The organism is Micromonospora phaseoli, from assembly GCF_900109115.1.
Classification (GTDB): domain Bacteria; phylum Actinomycetota; class Actinomycetes; order Mycobacteriales; family Micromonosporaceae; genus Micromonospora; species Micromonospora phaseoli.
Map to the genome: position 1 here is coordinate 80,101 of NZ_FNYV01000007.1, position 17,500 is coordinate 97,600.

Consider the following 17,500-nt stretch of genomic DNA (forward strand, 5'->3'; position numbering starts at 1 on the left):
CCTCCCGTACTCGCCGTACCTGGTCGAGACGGTAGAGCCGGGCCGCAAGTGCCACCAGGGCGGAGCTGTCAGCCCCAGCCCAGTTCGTGCAGGCGGGCGTCGTCGATGCCGAAGTGGTGGGCGATCTCGTGCACCACTGTGACGGCCACCTCGTCGATGACGTCCTCGTCCGTGTCGCAGATGCGCAGGATCGGGTTTCGGTAGATCAGGATGCGGTCCGGCAGGACACCGGCGTAGTCCCAGCCCCGGTCGGTCAACGCGTGTCCCTCGTAGAGACCGAGCAGGTCCTCACCGGGAGGCGGGTCATCCTCCACCAGGATCACCACGTTGTTCATGAGGGCCAGCAACTCCTCCGGAACCTCGTCGAGCGCCTCCCCCACCAACTCCTCGAACCGCTCCCGCTCCATCTCGACCGCCACGCCCTCCATTCTCCCCCAACCAACCCGCGATCTTGCACTTCCGGTCCCGACGAATATTCATGAAAGCCGCAATACGGCGACCAGAAGTGCAAGATCGACGGCAGGTTGACGGAGGGTCAGGAGGTGAGGCGGGCGGTGAGGGTGATCTCGGCGCCGGGCGACAGCAGGCGGGAGATCGGGCAGTTCTGCTTCGCGGTCTCGGCGAGCTTGGCGAACTGCGCCTCGTCGATGCCGGGCACCTCGCCGACGGTCTCCAGGTCGATCCGGGTCACGGTCATCCCCGCGTCGGTCTTGTCGAGATGCACCTTCGCGGTGGTCTCCACGGAGGTCGGCGTCGTGCCGGCGTCGGCGAGCGCCTTGGAGAAGGCCATCGAGAAGCAGCCCGCGTGAGCGGCGCCGATCAACTCCTCGGGGTTGGTGCCCTCTCCCTCCTCGAAGCGGGACTTGAAGGAGTAGTTCCCCTCCAGCCCGCCCTTGCCGGTGCGGATCGTGCCGGACCCCTCGGTGAGGTTGCCCTGCCAACGTGCGGAAGCGGTACGGATAGGCATGTACCTGACGCTAGCCCACCGAGCGTCGCCAGGCGACCGACCGCCTCGGCTACGCCTGCGCAGTTCCTCGGCACGGCGGACCGGCTGTGCCATGATGCGACACAGACCCGCACGGCGCGGCGGGCGCGCGGCGTCCGGGCCACCAGGAGAGGGGAGCGCGATGAACCACGACCTCCCCATTCCCCGTCAGGACGACCGCTCCGACGGCACCACCGTCGTCGAGTCGGGCGCGGCGGACGAATCGCCCGCGACCCGCCGATTCAGCCGAGCGTTCGCCGGTCTCGGCCGTGACCACCGGGTGCCGGTGCTGCTGGCGGGGCTCGGTGCCGTGGCCGCCCTCGCATCGCTGCTGGGCGAGTGGTCGACGATCACTGTTCCCAACGGTGGACCCGAGCCGTCCACGCCGCTCGTCCTGACCAGTGGGGTGTCCGAGGTCGGTGGCCTGGGCACCGCCTACCTGATCGGTCTTCTCGCGCTCGGCGGCGCCGTGGCGCTCGCGCTGCGCGGCACGAAGTCAGTGCGGGTCAACGCCCGGGTGGCCGGTTTGGCGCTGGCCGCGGGCGAGCTCGCGCTGCTCCTGGCGACCGTCGTGTCACTCGACGACGCGACGCGACGAAGCTACTTCTACAACACGGAGTGGACCTTTCTGATCGAGTACGGGCGCGGCCTGATCGTCGCTTTCGTCGCCGTCGGGCTGTTCGCCGCCGCGCTCCTGCGGGTCGCGCCCGAGCAGCAGGGTCGGCAGGCCGGACCCGGCACGGAGCCGGAGGACTCGCTGACGGAGTCGAGCGGATGGCGTCGCCGGCGTGACCGCCACCGGTCCCAGGACGCGGAGCTGGACGATGGACGTCCGCCGGCCGACATCACCGTCGCTCCGACGGTGCCCTTCGCCCGCGAGGCGCCGCCCGACTGAACCGACCGTCGGCGGCGTTGTCCCGCCGGTTGCCCGAACCCATGGCCGGGCCGGCGAACGGTCACCTCCGGTGCGTCGTCCGTTGGCACCCGATTCGCCTGGAAGCCATGGTTGCGCCCGGTTCTGCGAGGTACGGTTGCTGCCCGCCGTCACGCCGGGTCTCCCAACCGGCGCTCCGGCTGGTCGCGACGGCGGCGGGCGAAGGAGGAACGATGACCCGCCCGGGCCTGCCCAAACTGATCGCCACCGACCTCGACGGGACGCTCGTCCGCAGCGACGACACCGTGTCGGCGTACACCCACGAGGTCCTCGACCGGGTGCGCGCCGCCGGCATCCCGGTGGTGGGCGCCACCGGTCGCGGTCCCCGGCTGACCGAGCTGACCCGCAACGACATCCGCGCGGCGGACTTCCTCGTGCTCGCCGGCGGTGGCCGGGTGGTCGACCAGAGCGACCCGACCGGGCCGGTGGTGCTGCGCGACGAACGCCTCTCCAGCGAGGTGCTGGCCGTCCTGCTGACCGATCTGGAAGCCGCGGTCGGCCCGCTGACGGTCATGGTCGAGGCGTCCGACGAGCACGAGGCCCCGCTGTGGGGCGACTACCACCCGGCCTGGCCCTACCAGGACGCGTTCGAGGTGCGTACCCGCGCCGAGTGCCTCGCCGGCGACGTGATCAAGGCGTTCGCGCGTACCGCCGACCACCACGTCGACGAGTTGCTGGCTGCCGCCCGGGAGGTCGTCCCGCCGCAGCTCGCCACCCTCACCCAGGCCGGGCTCGGCTTCATCGAGATCTGTCCGCCCGGGGTGGACAAGGCGTCCGGGCTCAGCGTGATCGCGCAGAGCCTCGGCGTGGACCCGGCCGACGTGCTGGTCTTCGGCGACATGCCGAACGATCTGCCGATGTTCGAGTGGGCCGGCTGGGGCCGGGTGGCGGTCGCCAACGCCCACCCGAGTCTGCGCGCGGTGGCCGACGACGTGACCCTGCGCAACGACGACGACGGAGTGGCGGTCTACCTCGACCGGCTACTGTCCCGGTGATGGACGGGACACCACGCCTGATCGCCAGCGACATCGACGGAACACTGCTACGCGACGACCGCACGCTCAGTGCCCGCACGGCCGCCGTGCTGGCCCGGATCTCCGCCCAGGGCACGCCGGTCGTGCTGGTCACCGGCCGGCCGATCCGCTGGCTGCAACTGGTGTACGACCAGCTGGCCGAGCCGCTGCCCGCGGTCTGCGCCAACGGCGCGGTGGTCTACGACCCGATCGCCGACGAGGTGCTGCGCGCCGACCCACTGGCCCCGGAGCTGCTCGCCGAGGTGGTCCGCCGGCTACGGGCCGAGGTGCCGGGGGTGAGTCTGGCGGTCGAGGTCGTCGACGGCCGGCAGATGCGCCACGAGGCGCACTACCCGCTGCGGTGGGACGCCGACGACGAGGCGATCAGGGCCGTGGAGACCGCCGAGGAGCTGCTGTCGGCGCCGGCGGTGAAGCTGCTGGCGCGGGCCGGGGAGCAGGACCCGGACCGGTTCACCCAGCTGATTGCCGCCGCCCTCGTGGGGTTGGCCGAAGCCACCCACTCCTCGCACTCCGGGCTGGTGGAGATCTCGGCGGCCGGCGTGACCAAGGCGGCCGGACTGGCCTGGTACTGCCACCGGATCGGCGTCGACGCGGCCGATGTGCTGGCCTTCGGCGACATGCCCAACGACGTACCGATGCTGACCTGGGCGGGCCGGGCGGTGGCGGTGGCGAACGGGCACCCGGCCGTGCTGGCCATCGCCGACGAGGTCGCCTCGGCGAACTCCGTCGACGGGGTGGCGACATACCTGGAAAAGGTCTTCGGGGCGGACTGAACCGCCGGCGTGCGGCACGCGCCCTGCCTGCCGCACGCCGACAGGATCAGAGGTACTGGCCGGTGCTGTGCCCCTCACCGCCCGGCTGGCCAATGCCGGGCATGCCGGGCAGCACCGCCCCGGCGGGCCCACTGGGCAGCGCCTGCCGCCCAGAACGCATCTGCTCGAGCTGCACCCGAGCGGCCATCTGCTGGGCCACCAGGGCGGCCTGGATGCCGTGGAAGAGCCCTTCCAGCCAGCCGACCAGTTGGGCGTGGGCGATCCTCAGCTCGCTCTCGCTGGGCGCCTGGTCCTCGGCGAACGGCAGCGAGAGCCGCTCCAACTCCTCGCGCAGCTCGGGGGCCAGCCCCTCCTTCAGCTCGACGATCGACCGCTCGTGGATCTCCCGCATCCGGTGCCGGCTGGCGTCGTCCAGCGGAGCGGCCTTGACCTCCTCAAGCAGCTGCTTGATCATGCTGCCGATCCGCATCACCTTGGCCGGCTGCTCGACCAGGCGCGACGGATCCTCGCCGGGCCCGTCGTCGGTCTGCACGGTGCCGACGGGCCGACCGTCTGGTCCGACCACCACCACCGTTCCGGTGTGCCCGGTGCCGTCCCGGCCGGGCTCGTCGTTTTCTCCAGCGGAGCGCGCTTCGGTCATGCCATCCATCTTCACCCAGTGACCGGGGTCGGCGCCCCCCGGCCCGGCGATCGCCAGGATGCCCGGCCACCCGCCCCCCGGTTGGTGGTCAACCGCGCTACCGTCGCCGGATGCCCTCCGATCCCCGGGCGGTGCTGACCCGCCCCGCGCCCGAGCCGGACGTGACCGTCGCCTACGGCGAGCACCCCGAACAGATCGCCGATCTGCGCCGGCCGGTCGGTGCCGGCCCACCCCGACCGCTGGTGGTCGTGGTGCACGGGGGCTTCTGGCGTGCCGAGTACGACCGGCGGCACACCGATCCGCTGGCGGCTGCGCTGGCCGCGCTCGGGTACCCGGTCGCCCAGTTGGAGTACCGGCGGACCGGGCAGCCCGGGGGTGGTTGGCCCGGCACCCTCACCGACGTGCTCGCCGGGGTGTCCGCGCTGCCTCGGTTGGCCGACGTCGCGCTGCCCGGGCGGGTCGCGCCAGCGGCACCGGTGCTGGTCGGTCACTCGGCGGGCGGGCACCTCGCGCTGTACGCGGCGGCCCACGCGCCGGGGGCCGTCGGCGGGGTGCTGGCTCTCGCCCCGGTCGCGGACCTGGCCGAGGCCCACCGGCTGGACCTGGACGGCGGGGCGGTGGCCGCCTTGCTCGGTGGCGGACCGGCGGACGTCCCCGACCGGTACGGGACCGCCGATCCCCGATCCCTGGTGCCCCTGCGACCACGCACCGTAGTGATTCACGGCACGTTGGATCAGCAGGTCCCGGCCGGGATCTCCCGGGACTATGTGACCGCCGGGCGGGCTGCGGGCGCCGATATCCGCCTGATTGAGCTACCGGAATGCGAACATTTCGGGCTCATCGATCCCGAGTCGGCGGCCTGGCCGCAGGTAACCGGCGCATTGCGGTCTCTGCACGAAGATCATTAGCCATTGACGCAGCGTCGCGGAGCAGGTAGAACGCCGGAGGGGCGGATGCCGCCCGGCAACGCATTTTGAAGGGAACCCGGTGTCGCAGATGAACCGCAGGCGGGCACTCCAGCTGCTGGCCGCGCTCGGTACGGGCGGACTCGTCGCCGGGTGCGGCTCCGATGCCGAGCAGGACGCCACCAGCACGCAGAGCCCGATCAAGATCGGACTCATCGCGCCACAGTCCGGCGCGAGCAAGGCAGTCGGTGACGAACTCGGCAACGGTTTCGAGCTGTACCTCGACCTCAACGACAGGCGTCTCGGCGGCCACCCCGTCGACCTGATCACGGCCGACGAGGGTGACACCGTCAAGTCCGGCCAGACTGCCGTCGACGGGCTACTCAAGCAGGGCGTGCTCGCCATGACCGGAGTAGCCAGTTCCTCGGTGATGTTCGGCATCCGGGACGCCGTCGAACAGGCCCGGGTCCCGCTGATCGGCTCCAACGCCTCGCCCGCGAGCCTGCAGAGCGTCGTCTACATCTGGCGTACGTCGTACGTGCTCGACGAGGCGGGACGGGCGCTCGGCCGCTACATGAAGGACGAGTTGGCCCCCGCCGAACGGGTCGCGATCATCCTGCCGGAAGGGGTCGTCGGCGTCGAGGACGTGCTGCGCGGCTTCCGGCAGGAGTTCGGCGAGTCCGACCCGCGGATCGCCAGTCAGGTGGTCTGGACCTCCGGCAGCGGCAGCCCCAGCAAGACCGCCTACGTCTCCGACATCAACCGGGCGCTGGCCAACAACCCCTCGGTCGTCTTCTGCTTCTACGCCGGCCCTGCTGCGGTGGAGTTCATCATGCAGCTGCGCGACGCCGGCTTCCAGGGCCGGGTCTACGCCCCCGGCTTCCTCACCGAGGGCACCGTGCTCGACGACATCCGGCCGGCCACCGACGCGCTCGGCATCCGGACGGCACTGAACTACTCCGCCGATCTGAACAACGCGGCCAACCGCCGGTTCGCCTCGGCGTACCGCAAGAAGCACAACGTCTCACCCACCACCTACGCGATGGCCTCCTACGACGCGGCGAAGGTGCTCGACCAGGCGATCCGCCTCGCCGGCCCGGCGCCCACCCCGCAACAGGTCAACCTCGCGCTGGGCCGGATCGGGCAGATCGACAGCCCGCGCGGCGCGTGGCAGTTCAACCAGCCGCGCACCCCGCAGCAGAAGTGGTACCTGCGCGAGGTGCAGCGCGACGGTCAGGTGCTGTCGAACGTACTGGTCAGCGAGCTGGCCACGCTGGGCTGAGTGCAGTGGGCTGGCCCCCGCCTCGGTGGCCAGCCCTTCGCGTACCCGGCAGCTCGATGCCGCGGCGTGCTGCCGCGGCTCGGTGGCCACTCAGTGCCGCAGCTCGGCGATGCAGCACTTCACGCTGCCGCCGCCCTTCTTGAGCTCAGCAAGCTCCACCGGTACCGGCGTGTACCCGGCCGCCTTGAGCCGGCCGGCCAGCCGGGTTGCCTCGCTGTTGAGCACCACGTTGGCGCCATCGCTGACCAGGTTCAACCCGAAGGCGAGGGCATCGTCGTCGTCCGCGACGATCGCATCGGGGAAGAGTTGGGCGAGCACCTTCTGGGTGGCCGCGGAGAAGGCACCGGGGTAGTAGACGATGTTCCCGTCGTCGATCGAGGCGAGCGCCACGTCCAGGTGGTAGAAGCGCGGATCCACCAGTCGCAGCGAGACCACCGGCCGACCCAGCGCCTCCTGCGCCTCGGCGTGCGCGGGCAACTCGGTGCGGAAGCCGTACCCGGCCAGGATCAGCCCGCCGTGCGCCTCCGGCAGGTACGCGAAGTCGCCCTCGCCCTCGTTGGTCTCGTTCGGCGCGATGAACCGCCAGTCCGGCGAGTCGTAGAAGGTCCGGTGCACGGCCGCCTCGGCGGCCCGCTGCTGGTGCTTGAACCGCGCCCCGTAGGCCGTCCCGTCCACCACGAACGCCCCATTGGCGGCGTAGACCATGTCGGGCAGGCCGGGCTCGGGAGCCAGCAGGTGCACCTCGTGGCCGAGACCGACGAGGGTCTCCCGCAGGCGGTCCCACTGCTTGACCGCCAACTCCGCGTCGACCGGAGCGGTCACGTCCATCCACGGGTTGATCGCGTACTCGACCGCGAAATGCTCGGGCGAGCACATGAGATATGTCCGCTTTCGCGGCACTCGCTGCTGGTTCACGGTGACCAAGAGTAGGTAGGGTACAACTTTGGTAACAGCCGCAAACATTGCTTCTATGAGGCGGAACATTGCAGATCGACGCCGTAGACCAGCGAATCATTGCTTTGCTCGTCGCTGACGCCCGCGCCTCGTACGCGGACATCGGCACCCGGGTGTCACTCTCCGCTCCGGCGGTCAAGCGACGGGTCGACCGGCTACGGGCCGCCGGGGTGATCCGGGGATTCACGACCATCGTCGACCCCGCCTCGGTCGGGTGGACCACCGAGGCGTTCGTCGAGCTGTTCTGCGCCGGCCGGACCACCCCGGCGCAGATCGGTGTCGCGGTGCGGCGCCACCCCGAGGTGGTCGGCGCCTACACCGTCTCCGGCGAGGCCGACGCGCTGGTGCACCTGCGCGCCGCCGACATCTCCCATCTGGAGGAGGCGCTGGAGCGACTGCGGGCCGAGAGCTTCGTGACCTCCAGCCGCAGCACCATCGTCCTGTCCCGACTGGTCGAGTCCCCCGGCGTCGGCCCCTCCACCCGCTGACCGGTAACCGCACACCGGCGGGTGGAACCGGACGCGGAGCCACCGCGTCGAACCGGCCATGAAACGGGGAGCCAAGGTCACCGCGACCGGCGGCACGCTGGTCGCGCTCGCGCTGCTCGCCGGCAGCATGGCGATGCCGGAACCGGTGTCACGGCCACCCGGGGCGATCGGACCACCGATGGTGCCGGTCGGCCTGGTCTCCTTCGACTCCTGCGCCGATGCCCTCACTGAACTGCGCGCGGCGGCGACCGCGTCGGTCGGTCCATACGGCTTCGGTGGCGACGCGGTGCTCTTCGGGGATCGGGCGGCGCTCGGCGGCGCCGAGTCGATGGCCCGGACCTTCGCCGGGGCCGCGGGCGACGCCGCGGCCCAGGACGGCGGGGCCGGTCACTCGACGACCAACAATCACGAGGTTGGCGCGGACGAACCCGACCTGGTCAAGACCGACGGCCGGCGGATCGTCACGGTCACCCACGGCGTGCTTCGGGTGATCGACCCGGCCAGCCGCCAGGTCGTCGGAGAACTCGACCTGACCGGCGGCCAGGAGGAGCAGCGCTGGCTGGAGCACCAGTTGCTGCTGCTCGGCGACCGGGCGCTGGTACTCACCGCCGACGCGCCGAGCCCGGCCGACAGCTACCGGTTGGCGGGGCCGGCCGGCGCGACCCGCCTGATGCTGATCGGCCTGACCGGCCAGCCCCGGCTGCTCGGCACGTACCGGATCCAGGGCAGCACCGTCGACGCACGGCTCACCGGTGACACCGCCCGGGTGGTGGTCCGCGCGGCGACCCGCCTGGAGTTCCCGATCGAGCCCGCCGGCAGCGACCCGGTCCGGACCGAACGCAACCACAAGGTGATCGCGCGGGCCGGTGTCGAGGCATGGTTGCCGGAGTACGAGTGGACGGCCGGGGACGAGCGGCACACCGGGCGGGTCGGCTGCGACCGGCTCAGCCGTCCGAAGCGGATGACCGGCTCCTCCACGCTCACCGTGCTCAGCTTCGACCTGACCACCGACCGGCTCGGCGACGGCGATCCGGTCGCTGTGGCCGCCGACGCCGACACCGTCTACGGCACGGCGACCGGGCTCTACCTGGCCGGCCAGCGGCCGATGGCGACGCCGACCACGCCCCGCTGGCGGCCGTCGTCGGCCGACCAGGTCACCGAGATCTACCAGTTCGACACCGCTGCGCCGGGCCGCCCCCGCTTCCTCGCCGCCGGCTCGGTGCCCGGCTGGCTGATCAACCAGTACGCGCTCTCGGAGTGGGCGGGGCATCTGCGGGTCGCCACCACCACCGGCGATCTGTGGGGTGCGGGACGGACCTCCGAGTCCGCCGTGCACATCCTGCGTCGCGACGGTGGGGCGCTGGCGTCGACCGGAGTGGTCGGCGGCCTGGGGCGGGGGGAGCGGATCTACTCGGTGCGCTATCTCGGGCCGGTCGCGTACGTGGTCACCTTCCGGCAGACAGACCCGCTCTACTCACTCGACCTGACCGACCCGGCCGCACCGGTGGTGACCGGCGAACTGAAGATCACCGGCTATTCGGCGTACCTGCACCCGCTGCCCGACGGACGGCTGCTCGGCGTCGGTCAGGAGGCCGACGGCCAAGGCAGGACCGAGGGGTTGCAGGTGTCCCTCTTCGACGTCCGTGATCCCGCCCGGCCGACCCGCCTGGACCAGTGGCATCTGCCCAACGGGTGGTCGGCGGCCGAGCACGACCCGCACGCCTTCCTGTACCGGCCGGACAGTGGGCTGGTGGCGCTGCCGGTAGACGCCGGCATCCGGCTGCTGCACGTCACCGGCGACACGATCAGCGAGATCGGCGCGGTGACCCATCCCAGCATCGAGCACCCGAACGCCCGTCGCCCGTGGGTGTCGTCGCCGTCGGTACGCCGGTCGCTGGTTGTCGGCGACGTGCTCTGGACCGTTTCGGATGCGGGCCTGCGGGCCAGCGACCCGGTAACCGCCCGGAGCCTGGGCTGGATCGCGACGACCTGAACCTTCCTCCCGCGCGGGTGGGGCCCGGTTTCTCGGGGTTTCCGGGTCCCACCCGCCTCACAGGTACATGCCGGTGCGGTGCTCACCGCGCCCAGGCTTGTCTCCCTCGCCGAAGAAGCGCTTGCCGCCGAACTCGCCGTGCAGGCGGTCGTCCAGCTCGTCGGCGAGGCCGGTCATCACCTGCACCGCCAGCATCAGGTGGGTGGGCTGGAAGTTGCGGCCGAAGACCGGAATCGACGCCCACACGGTGTCGTCGGCGCAGTAGAGGCGCCCGATCGGCATCCGGTTGGTCAGCTCGGAGAGCTTCACGTAGAGCCGCTCGGTGGGCTCGACCTCGGTGAGTACCGGAGAGAAGACGTCGACCAGCGGCGGGTTGTCCCGGACCCGGACGAAGACCATTGCCGAGCCGGCCCGGATGTTGATGTCACCGTCGGAGTCGACCTGGACGCGGTCGGAGTCCGACTTGAGCATGGTCGAGACGACGGTACGGACCCGTTCGGCCAACTCCAGCACCTCGGTGTCCGCGCCGGCCTCGCCGGCGGCGGCCAGCACCTTCTCCAGTTCGGTGCCGATCTCCCGGCCCAGTCCGTCCTCGCTGCGCGCGGTTCCCAGCGGCGGCCCGGGCAGCGGCTCGCCCTCGGCATCGGAGATCAGGTAGACCAGGAAGGCCGGATGCGGGGCACCGTAGACGTCGCGCAGCGTACGCGAGAGCATGGCGGCCAGCCGGGTGGCCTCGTCCGTCGGGTAGTCCGCGCCGAACTGGTCCCCCGAGCCCTCCACCACACCCGGCGGCGACCAGCCCAGCGCGACCATGTCGGCGACCGCCCCGCGGTCCAGTCGGTAGCCCTGCGGCAGGGTCGCGTTGCCCACCGCCCGGGCGGCGAGCCGGCCGTCCGCACCCACCTCGACGTAGACGGAGTAGACGGCGTCATCGGTGCCGGATGCGGTCGGGTCGAGGGTCAACTCCAGATGTGCTCCCGCCGGCAGGTCGGACAGCCGGTCGGCCAGCGCTCGGGCGAACTCCCGCCACGCCTGGGTCACCTTCGCCCGTAGGTCGGCCGTGCTCGGCTCGTCGAGCAGGATCGACTCGTGATGCGCTGGCGCACCGGGCGGCGCCGAGGGGTGGTCTGCCGTCATGATCGCCTCCGTCCGTTCCGGTCACCCTACCCAGCCGGCCGGCGGGACGGATCGGCGCGGACCGTGATCGGACAACGGCGGTCAGTCGGCCCGGCGATCCGGCCCGGCCGGGTCCGAACGAGGCTGGCGATCGCCGCCCAACTCGACCGGCCAGGAGCCGGCCAGCCCGGCGAGGCGGGCAGCGGCCGCAGCGGGATCGGCACCGCGCCCCACGGCCAACCCGAGCAGGTACGCGGTGACCGGGGCACCCGGCCGCAGCACCTGGTGGGCCACATCCCGGGCCAGGTCCAGCACGGTCGGCACCGGCACCTCCGCCGGGTCGAGACCCAGCTCCGTGCAGGCAGCCGTCACCCAGTCGTCCAGCACCGTCATCGCGCCCACTCCTCCGCCCGGCGTACGTCACCCTCAGTGTCGCAGTCGAACCAGGGCTCCAGGCCGTCGCCGGTCCACGTCACCTCGCGTACGGCAAGTCCGGCGAGCAACTCCCGCAGCGACGCACCGGCCAGCTCACCGCGCCGCCCGGCGAGCCGGTCCAGGGCGGTACGCAGGGCATCCGGCCGCCACACCCCGCACAGCGTCTGCCGCCGCCCCGAGGCGTCCACGAAACACGCGCCGTCGGTGCCGGTCCCTGGGCCGGCCGTTCGAAACGAGTCGCCCGAGCCGGCCGGACGGTCGAGATCAGCCTCGTCGAGGTGACGCAGCAACTGGCGGACGGCGGACCGGGTCAGCAGCGGCAGGTCGGCCGCGAGCAGGGCCACGGCCGGCACGTCGACGTCGAGCAGGGCCAGCCCTGCCGCGACGGCGGCAACCGGCCCGCCGCCGGGCGGCACCTCCCGGGTCAGCCGTACCCCGGCGAGCGCCGGCCCGGCGCCCACCAGGATCCGAGGCGACGCATCCCCGACGGCCGCGAGCACCCGCTCCCGCATCGGCACACCACCGACGGGCAGCGCCGGCTTGTCCCGGCCGCCCATCCGTCGCCCCGCACCACCCGCGAGCACCACCGCCGCGTACGCCCTCACGGCGCCACGGTAGCCGCCCGCCGTACCCCCGAGATCCTTCCTCGCCACGCACGCAGGCGCTCCCCTCGGTCAACAGGGCCCAGAGCGGACATCGGCCGTCCGCGCGCCGCGCCCTCGTCCACGGGCACGGTGTGGAGGTGGTGTTCCCGGCGCTGTCGAGCTGATAGCGCAAACGGATCGCGGCGACAGGTGGAACTCGTGACTCTCGACCCGCTGCGGCAGTTCACGCCCACGGCCGGCCGGCGGACACAGGCCACGCCCCGGCCGCCCGGCGCACGCGCCGGGTCGCCCCAGGCCCACCAAGGGCGCACCGGCGTGCGGGTCAGAGGTACAGCGCGAGTGGGTGAGAGCACAAATGGTTCAGCTCGACAGCATCCAGCGGAAGGTCACCGAGCTGCTCGTAAAGGTCGTTCTAGGCCGGTGACACACCTGGACCACGCTCGGGGAAGTGCGCGGAGCCCAAGGCCGAATGGCCGGCGGGCCGGTGGGTCCGGGGCGATGCGGCGAGGTCCGGGCGGCGGGGGAGGATGGCGGGGTGGGACGAGCTAGTGAGCGACGTGGCGTGTTGCGGGTGGATCTGGACGCGACGGAGGCCGGGCGTGGCCGGGTACGGCGGCCGGACACCCTTGCCGCCGAGGAGCCGCTGGAGATCCGGGTCGGTCCGGCCGGGCCGGGTCGGCGTCCACCACTGGCCGTCACCATGCGTACCCCCGGCGCCGACCTCGATCTTGCCATCGGCTTCCTGCTCACCGAGGGGCTGATCCGGTCGACGGAGGACGTGTCCACGGCTCAGCTGTGCGCCGGCACGGATACCCCGAACACCTACAACGTGGTGGACGTGACGCTGGCAGCCGGCGTGCCAGATCCAGTGACCGACGTCACCCGGCATTTCCACACCACCAGCGCCTGCGGGGTGTGCGGCAAGGCGAGCATCGACGCCGTCCGTACCCGGTCACTCTTTGACGTCAGCGACGACCCGCTCAGCGTGTCGGCGGAGTTGCTGTCCGAGTTGCCGCAGCGGTTGCGGGCCGGGCAGCGGGGCTTCGACCGCACCGGCGGCCTGCACGCGGCGGGTCTGTTCACCGCCGACGGCGAGTTGGTGGTGCTGCGCGAGGACGTGGGCCGGCACAACGCGGTGGACAAGGTGGTCGGCTGGGCGGTACGCGAGCGCCGGCTGCCGCTCTCGGGCCACGTGCTGCTGGTGTCCGGTCGGGCCAGCTTCGAGCTGACCCAGAAGGCGTGGATGGCCGGCGCGCCGCTGCTCGCCGCGGTATCGGCGCCGAGCACGCTCGCGGTCGACGTGGCCAGCGAGGCGGGGCTGACCCTGGTCGGCTTCCTGCGCGGCCGGACGATGAACGTCTACACCGGCGCACACCGGGTGACCGCCTGACCCGTCCCGCTGCCGGGTGACCGGCTGACCTGTCCCGCCGTCAGCGACGGGCGAACATGTCGAACAACTCCAGCCGGACGGCGGCGTCCCGGGCGATCAGGAAGCCGGCGATACCCAACACCCAGCCGAGCATGCTGCCGGACGATCTGACGATCCACGCGTTGAGCCGGGTGAGCACCGGCTCGACCAGTCTCGGCCAGGCCACCCGAGCGCCCAGCAACAGCATCGCCGGCAGCACCATCACCAGGCAGTACCCGCCGAGGAGGGCCAGCACGGTCGGCACGGCGAGCCCCGAGGTGGTCAGCAGCCCCAGCGCGCCGAGGTACGGCAGCATGGTGGCCACCTCGGCGAGTGCGGCGAACAACGCCAGCCCGACCAGCCAGCGCGGTGACGAGTCGCCAGTGGTCACCCGGTCCCGCCAGCGCAGTACCCGGCCGGTGCCGGCGCCTCGCTTGCCGTCGTAGCGAAAGCTGAGCACGAACAGCCCGACTCCCAGGGCCAGCTGCAACCAGAGCACCGGCCGGCTGTCGAGCGCACCGCCGAGGAGCTCGGCCAGACCGCTGCCGCCGAAGTAGAGCAGCAACCCGACCAGGAAGTAGCAGCCGGTGATGGTGCCGAGGTAGGTCAGCACCCGCCGAACGCTCACCGATCCCGGGGCGAGCAACAGCCAGACGGGAATGAACAGGGTGCCGATGCTGGTGCTGTCGATCAGCGCCAGACCCGCAAGGGACAGCAGCAGCGCGACGCTCATGCCGTACCGACGATCAGGTCGAACATGAGGCGATTATTCATCGCGGTCGGCGTCGGGAGCGGCGCCGACCGCGTCGGGGTGCCCTCGGTCGGCCCGTCGCCGGCCAGCCGTCCAGGCGGGACGGGGGCACGCCCTGCCGGAGCAGATCGTCCAGCAGCAGGGCGAGCGAGTAGTCGGGATGCTCGGCCAGCACCCGTTCCAGCGCGACGGCTGCCAACGCACCCTGCCCGGCGCGCCACGCGGCGAACGCCAGCAGCGCACCCGGGGCGGCGGTCAGCGCCGGGTCGACGCGGCGCAGCGCCTCCGCCCAGAACGCGATGTCCTCGTCTCGGCCGTCGGTGCGCTCCCAGGCGTGGTCACGTACCGGCAGATGGGTCAGGAGCAGGCAGAGCCAGGCCAACCCGTCGTCGGTCGGCCGCTCACCGTCGCGGTGCTGCCGTCGAATGTCCCGCAGGGCGCTCACCCCGGCCGCCCGCAGCGCCCGCCCACCGAGCAGATCGGTCGGGGGTGCCGACGCCAGCAGGTCCGCGATCCGTCGTTCCGCCCGTTCGGTGGCCTCCCGCATGGTCGCCGCACCGGCCGGGGCGACCTGGGCGGCGAGCGCCGCCCGGTCGGGCAGCGCGACCTGGCCGGCAAAGACGGCCGCCGCGGGAAGCAGGCTCGCCTGCGGGTCGTACGGGGTGCCCTCGGGCGGGCAGCACTCCGGCTGCGCGCAGACGTAGGACCACCACCGCCCGTCGGTGACCCGCAGGGCGTCGAGGACGGTGAGCCCGGCGTCGGCCAGCGCGTCCCGTACCGCGTCCACTGCCGGGGTCACCTGGGCGGCCGGGCCGTACCCGATCACGGTGGCCGAGTCGGCGCCCTGCCGGGCCGTCACGGCGGCGATGTGTTGACCCGGCTCGTAGGGATCTGCGTCGCCGGGCAGATCGCCGCGCGCGGCGAAGACGATCCGCGAGCCGGACATCGCCACCACCACGACGCTGTCGGCGGGGTGGAAGCCGAGCAGGTACGGCACGGCGGCGATGAGGTCGGCGGGCGAGCGGACGGTGAGCCGGGGCAGGTCGGTCGAGTTCATGCAGGAAGCCTGCGAGCCGAGCGGTGAGCGCCGCTGCCCCTGTGGATGACACGCGGGTTATCCACAGACACGGAGAGTATTTTCCCAGCTCGCTGGCGTTCGACCCGCACCGGAGACCTCTGCGGGCGGTGTCGGTTGTTAATAGGGGGCCCCTTCTCTACCGCAGGCGTTAACAGGGGGCCCCTCCTTGCACCTCAGGCGATACGTTGCGGGGATGGATCTGGCGTACCTGCGGGCGCATCCCGAGCACCTGCCGACCTTCCTGACCCACCAGCGGATCCGGGAGACGCCGGTGTCCGGCGGTGACATCTGTGCGGCGTCCCGGTTGACCCTCGACGACGGTCACTCGGTGTTCGCGAAGACCTGGCCACCGGAGGCGGGGCGGCCGGCGCCGGAGGGCTTCTTCGCCACCGAGGCGGCCGGGCTGCGCTGGCTACGCGAGGCCGGCGCGGTGGCCGTACCGGAGGTGCTGGTGGCGCTGCCCGACCTGCTCGCGCTGGAGTGGATCGAACCGGGTGAGCCGAGCCCGGAGGCAGCCGAACGTTTCGGCCGGGAACTGGCCGGACTGCATCGGGCCGGCGCCCCGGCGTTCGGCGCGCCGTGGGTGGGGTTCATCGGTGCGCTACCGGCGGACAACACACCGCACGAGGGCTCCTGGCCGCAGTGGTTCGCCCGGACCAGGCTGCTGCCGTACCTCAGGCGCTCGGTCAACGGCGGAGCCCTCAACAGCGCGGACGCGGCGCTGGTCGAGCAGGTGATGGCCCGGATCGACGAGTTCGGCGGCGACGAGCGGCCGGCCCGCATCCACGGCGACCTCTGGCCGGGCAACGTGCTCTGGGGCAACGACGACCGGGCCTGGCTGGTCGACCCGGCGGCGCACGGCGGCCACCGGGAGACCGACCTGGCACAGCTCACCCTCTTCGGCGGTCCGCCTCATCGGGAGCGGATCCTGGCGGCCTATCAGGAGACCTGGCCGCTGGCCGACGGCTGGCGCGCTCGGATGCCGCTGCATCAACTGCACCTGCTGCTCGTACACACCGCCATTTTCGGCGCGGCGTACCGTGATTCGGTAACCCGCAGCGCTCGGGACGCCCTGAGTGGGGTCGGGCGCGCTACGGTCGACGGGTGAGCCTGGCCCCGCCGACCGGCGGCGTCCTCGTCGACCGGTACGGCCGCGTCGCCCGGGACCTGCGGGTATCCCTGACCGACAAGTGCAATCTGCGCTGCACCTACTGCATGCCCGCCGAGGGGTTGCCCTGGCTGGCCGGCCCGCAGCTGCTCACCGACGACGAGGTGGTCCGACTGATCCGGGTCGCGGTCTGCCGGCTCGGGGTGGACGAGGTGCGGTTCACCGGAGGTGAGCCGCTGATCCGGCCCGGCCTGGTCGGCATCGTGACGGCCGTCGCCGCACTGGACCCGCGTCCCCGGATCTCGTTGACCACCAACGGCATCGGCCTGCAACGCCTCGCCCCGGCGCTGCGCGCCGCCGGCCTGGACCGGGTCAACGTCTCGCTGGACACGCTGGACCGTGAGCGATTCAGCCGGCTCACCCGCCGGGACCGGCTGCCCGACGTGCTGGCCGGCCTGGCCGGCGCGGCCGACGCCGGGCTCACCCCGGTCAAGGTCAACGCCGTGCTGATGCGCGGCGTCAACGACGACGAGGCACCGGCGCTGCTCCGCTTCGCTCTCGACCACGGCTACGAGCTGCGGTTCATCGAGCAGATGCCGCTGGACGCCCAGCACGGGTGGGACCGCGCCGCCATGGTGACCGCCGAGGAGATCCTGGTCACCCTGCGGGCGGCGTACGACCTCAGCCAGGACCCGACCGAGCGCGGCGCGGCACCCGCCGAGACCTGGCTGGTCGACGGCGGTCCGGCCCGCGTCGGGGTGATCGGCACGGTCACCCGGCCTTTCTGCGGCGACTGCGACCGGACCCGGCTCACCGCCGACGGCCAGATCCGCAACTGTCTGTTCGCCACCGACGAGTCGGATCTACGCGGCGCGTTGCGGGCCGGTGCCGACGACGAGGAGCTGGCCCGGCGCTGGCAGGCGGCGACGCTGGGCAAGCGGGCCGGGCACGGCATCGACGACCCGTCCTTCCTGCAACCGACCCGGCCGATGTCGGCCATCGGAGGCTGAT

At 72.2% G+C, this 17,500-nt stretch carries 19 protein-coding genes; 10 read left to right on the forward strand and 9 right to left on the reverse strand.

Features of this window, described 5'->3' with window-relative positions; all coding sequences use genetic code 11:
• Nucleotides 1-68: 68 nt before the first annotated feature.
• On the reverse strand, nucleotides 69-428 hold the full coding sequence (locus BMY89_RS18595) for a metallopeptidase family protein (protein WP_175510386.1): 360 nt from the start codon (nucleotides 426-428) through the stop codon (nucleotides 69-71).
• 107 nt (nucleotides 429-535) lie between these two features.
• Complete coding sequence (locus BMY89_RS18600) at nucleotides 536-967, reverse strand: OsmC family protein (protein WP_092381286.1); 432 nt, start codon at nucleotides 965-967, stop codon at nucleotides 536-538.
• Nucleotides 968-1,127: 160 nt separating this feature from the next.
• On the opposite strand from BMY89_RS18600, the gene BMY89_RS18605 reads away from it, so the two are divergent.
• The 3 genes from BMY89_RS18605 to BMY89_RS18615 all read left to right on the forward strand — a co-directional run bounded on the left by BMY89_RS18605 (nucleotide 1,128) and on the right by BMY89_RS18615 (nucleotide 3,726).
• Nucleotides 1,128-1,880: a hypothetical protein gene (locus tag BMY89_RS18605; RefSeq protein WP_092381287.1), complete on the forward strand. Its 753-nt coding sequence runs from the start codon at nucleotides 1,128-1,130 to the stop codon at nucleotides 1,878-1,880.
• Nucleotides 1,881-2,092: 212 nt separating this feature from the next.
• The gene (locus BMY89_RS18610) at nucleotides 2,093-2,914 is read left to right on the forward strand and encodes an HAD hydrolase family protein (protein WP_092381288.1); all 822 of its coding nucleotides are present in this window, start codon (nucleotides 2,093-2,095) and stop codon (nucleotides 2,912-2,914) included.
• Nucleotides 2,914-3,726, forward strand: a complete 813-nt coding sequence (locus BMY89_RS18615) for an HAD family hydrolase (RefSeq protein WP_092381289.1) — start codon at nucleotides 2,914-2,916, stop codon at nucleotides 3,724-3,726. Before BMY89_RS18610 ends, BMY89_RS18615 begins: the two co-directional genes overlap by 1 nt.
• A 46-nt stretch (nucleotides 3,727-3,772) precedes the next feature.
• Here the strand turns inward: BMY89_RS18615 and BMY89_RS18620 are convergent, their stop codons facing one another.
• Nucleotides 3,773-4,375 carry a bacterial proteasome activator family protein gene (locus tag BMY89_RS18620; protein ID WP_092381531.1) on the reverse strand — a complete coding sequence of 201 codons (603 nt, stop codon included), beginning with the start codon at nucleotides 4,373-4,375 and terminating at the stop codon, nucleotides 3,773-3,775.
• Between the two features lie 101 nt (nucleotides 4,376-4,476).
• Here BMY89_RS18620 and BMY89_RS18625 point away from each other — a divergent pair, with 101 nt between their 5' ends.
• Nucleotides 4,477-5,274 (forward strand): alpha/beta hydrolase family protein, encoded by a 798-nt coding sequence (locus tag BMY89_RS18625; protein ID WP_092381290.1) that lies wholly within the window; start codon nucleotides 4,477-4,479, stop codon nucleotides 5,272-5,274.
• Between the two features lie 79 nt (nucleotides 5,275-5,353).
• A complete protein-coding gene (locus BMY89_RS18630) occupies nucleotides 5,354-6,553 on the forward strand; it encodes an ABC transporter substrate-binding protein (RefSeq protein ID WP_092381291.1) in 1,200 nt (399 codons plus the stop codon).
• A 90-nt stretch (nucleotides 6,554-6,643) separates the two neighbouring features.
• Here the strand turns inward: BMY89_RS18630 and ddaH are convergent, their stop codons facing one another.
• Nucleotides 6,644-7,477 (reverse strand): dimethylargininase, encoded by an 834-nt coding sequence (gene ddaH / locus BMY89_RS18635; protein WP_175510387.1) that lies wholly within the window; start codon nucleotides 7,475-7,477, stop codon nucleotides 6,644-6,646.
• 59 nt (nucleotides 7,478-7,536) lie between these two features.
• On the opposite strand from ddaH, the gene BMY89_RS18640 reads away from it, so the two are divergent.
• Nucleotides 7,537-7,995, forward strand: coding sequence for an Lrp/AsnC family transcriptional regulator (locus BMY89_RS18640; RefSeq protein WP_092381293.1), 459 nt, complete (start codon nucleotides 7,537-7,539; stop codon nucleotides 7,993-7,995).
• A 58-nt stretch (nucleotides 7,996-8,053) separates the two neighbouring features.
• A complete protein-coding gene (locus BMY89_RS18645) occupies nucleotides 8,054-9,988 on the forward strand; it encodes a beta-propeller domain-containing protein (protein WP_092381294.1) in 1,935 nt (644 codons plus the stop codon).
• Nucleotides 9,989-10,045: 57 nt separating this feature from the next.
• Here BMY89_RS18645 and BMY89_RS18650 read toward each other — a convergent pair whose 3' ends face one another.
• From BMY89_RS18650 to mobA, 3 genes are all read right to left on the reverse strand, one after another.
• Nucleotides 10,046-11,125, reverse strand: coding sequence for a T3SS (YopN, CesT) and YbjN peptide-binding chaperone 1 (locus BMY89_RS18650; RefSeq protein WP_092381295.1), 1,080 nt, complete (start codon nucleotides 11,123-11,125; stop codon nucleotides 10,046-10,048).
• 81 nt (nucleotides 11,126-11,206) lie between these two features.
• Complete coding sequence (locus tag BMY89_RS18655) at nucleotides 11,207-11,497, reverse strand: DUF6457 domain-containing protein (RefSeq protein WP_092381532.1); 291 nt, start codon at nucleotides 11,495-11,497, stop codon at nucleotides 11,207-11,209.
• Nucleotides 11,494-12,144, reverse strand: coding sequence for a molybdenum cofactor guanylyltransferase (gene mobA, locus BMY89_RS18660; RefSeq protein WP_092381296.1), 651 nt, complete (start codon nucleotides 12,142-12,144; stop codon nucleotides 11,494-11,496). Before mobA ends, BMY89_RS18655 begins: the two co-directional genes overlap by 4 nt.
• A 535-nt stretch (nucleotides 12,145-12,679) precedes the next feature.
• Between mobA and fdhD the strand changes: the two genes are divergently transcribed.
• Nucleotides 12,680-13,534 carry a formate dehydrogenase accessory sulfurtransferase FdhD gene (fdhD, locus tag BMY89_RS18665; protein WP_092381297.1) on the forward strand — a complete coding sequence of 285 codons (855 nt, stop codon included), beginning with the start codon at nucleotides 12,680-12,682 and terminating at the stop codon, nucleotides 13,532-13,534.
• Between the two features lie 40 nt (nucleotides 13,535-13,574).
• On the opposite strand, the gene BMY89_RS18670 is transcribed toward fdhD, so the two are convergent.
• The gene (locus tag BMY89_RS18670; protein ID WP_092381298.1) at nucleotides 13,575-14,285 is read right to left on the reverse strand and encodes a GAP family protein; all 711 of its coding nucleotides are present in this window, start codon (nucleotides 14,283-14,285) and stop codon (nucleotides 13,575-13,577) included.
• Between the two features lie 37 nt (nucleotides 14,286-14,322).
• Nucleotides 14,323-15,360 (reverse strand): DUF4192 domain-containing protein, encoded by a 1,038-nt coding sequence (locus tag BMY89_RS18675; protein WP_092381299.1) that lies wholly within the window; start codon nucleotides 15,358-15,360, stop codon nucleotides 14,323-14,325.
• Between the two features lie 214 nt (nucleotides 15,361-15,574).
• On the opposite strand from BMY89_RS18675, the gene BMY89_RS18680 reads away from it, so the two are divergent.
• Nucleotides 15,575-16,489 carry a fructosamine kinase family protein gene (locus BMY89_RS18680; protein ID WP_092381300.1) on the forward strand — a complete coding sequence of 305 codons (915 nt, stop codon included), beginning with the start codon at nucleotides 15,575-15,577 and terminating at the stop codon, nucleotides 16,487-16,489.
• Nucleotides 16,486-17,499, forward strand: coding sequence for a GTP 3',8-cyclase MoaA (gene moaA / locus BMY89_RS18685; RefSeq protein ID WP_092381301.1), 1,014 nt, complete (start codon nucleotides 16,486-16,488; stop codon nucleotides 17,497-17,499). Before BMY89_RS18680 ends, moaA begins: the two co-directional genes overlap by 4 nt.
• The last annotated feature ends 1 nt before the right edge of the window (nucleotide 17,500 follow it).

Bases quoted from the DNA above. Each gene is read 5' to 3' on its own strand.
- BMY89_RS18620 (WP_092381531.1), bottom strand. From the start codon at position 4,375: ATGGATGGCATGACCGAAGCGCGCTCCGCTGGAGAAAACGACGAGCCC.
- BMY89_RS18595 (WP_175510386.1), bottom strand. From the start codon at position 428: ATGGAGGGCGTGGCGGTCGAGATGGAGCGGGAGCGGTTCGAGGAGTTG.
- BMY89_RS18625 (WP_092381290.1), top strand. From the start codon at position 4,477: ATGCCCTCCGATCCCCGGGCGGTGCTGACCCGCCCCGCGCCCGAGCCG.
- BMY89_RS18600 (WP_092381286.1), bottom strand. From the start codon at position 967: ATGCCTATCCGTACCGCTTCCGCACGTTGGCAGGGCAACCTCACCGAG.
- BMY89_RS18610 (WP_092381288.1), top strand. From the start codon at position 2,093: ATGACCCGCCCGGGCCTGCCCAAACTGATCGCCACCGACCTCGACGGG.
- BMY89_RS18670 (WP_092381298.1), bottom strand. From the start codon at position 14,285: ATGAGCGTCGCGCTGCTGCTGTCCCTTGCGGGTCTGGCGCTGATCGAC.
- BMY89_RS18650 (WP_092381295.1), bottom strand. From the start codon at position 11,125: ATGACGGCAGACCACCCCTCGGCGCCGCCCGGTGCGCCAGCGCATCAC.
- BMY89_RS18605 (WP_092381287.1), top strand. From the start codon at position 1,128: ATGAACCACGACCTCCCCATTCCCCGTCAGGACGACCGCTCCGACGGC.
- BMY89_RS18615 (WP_092381289.1), top strand. From the start codon at position 2,914: ATGGACGGGACACCACGCCTGATCGCCAGCGACATCGACGGAACACTG.
- BMY89_RS18645 (WP_092381294.1), top strand. From the start codon at position 8,054: ATGAAACGGGGAGCCAAGGTCACCGCGACCGGCGGCACGCTGGTCGCG.
- BMY89_RS18655 (WP_092381532.1), bottom strand. From the start codon at position 11,497: ATGACGGTGCTGGACGACTGGGTGACGGCTGCCTGCACGGAGCTGGGT.
- BMY89_RS18680 (WP_092381300.1), top strand. From the start codon at position 15,575: ATGGATCTGGCGTACCTGCGGGCGCATCCCGAGCACCTGCCGACCTTC.
- BMY89_RS18675 (WP_092381299.1), bottom strand. From the start codon at position 15,360: ATGAACTCGACCGACCTGCCCCGGCTCACCGTCCGCTCGCCCGCCGAC.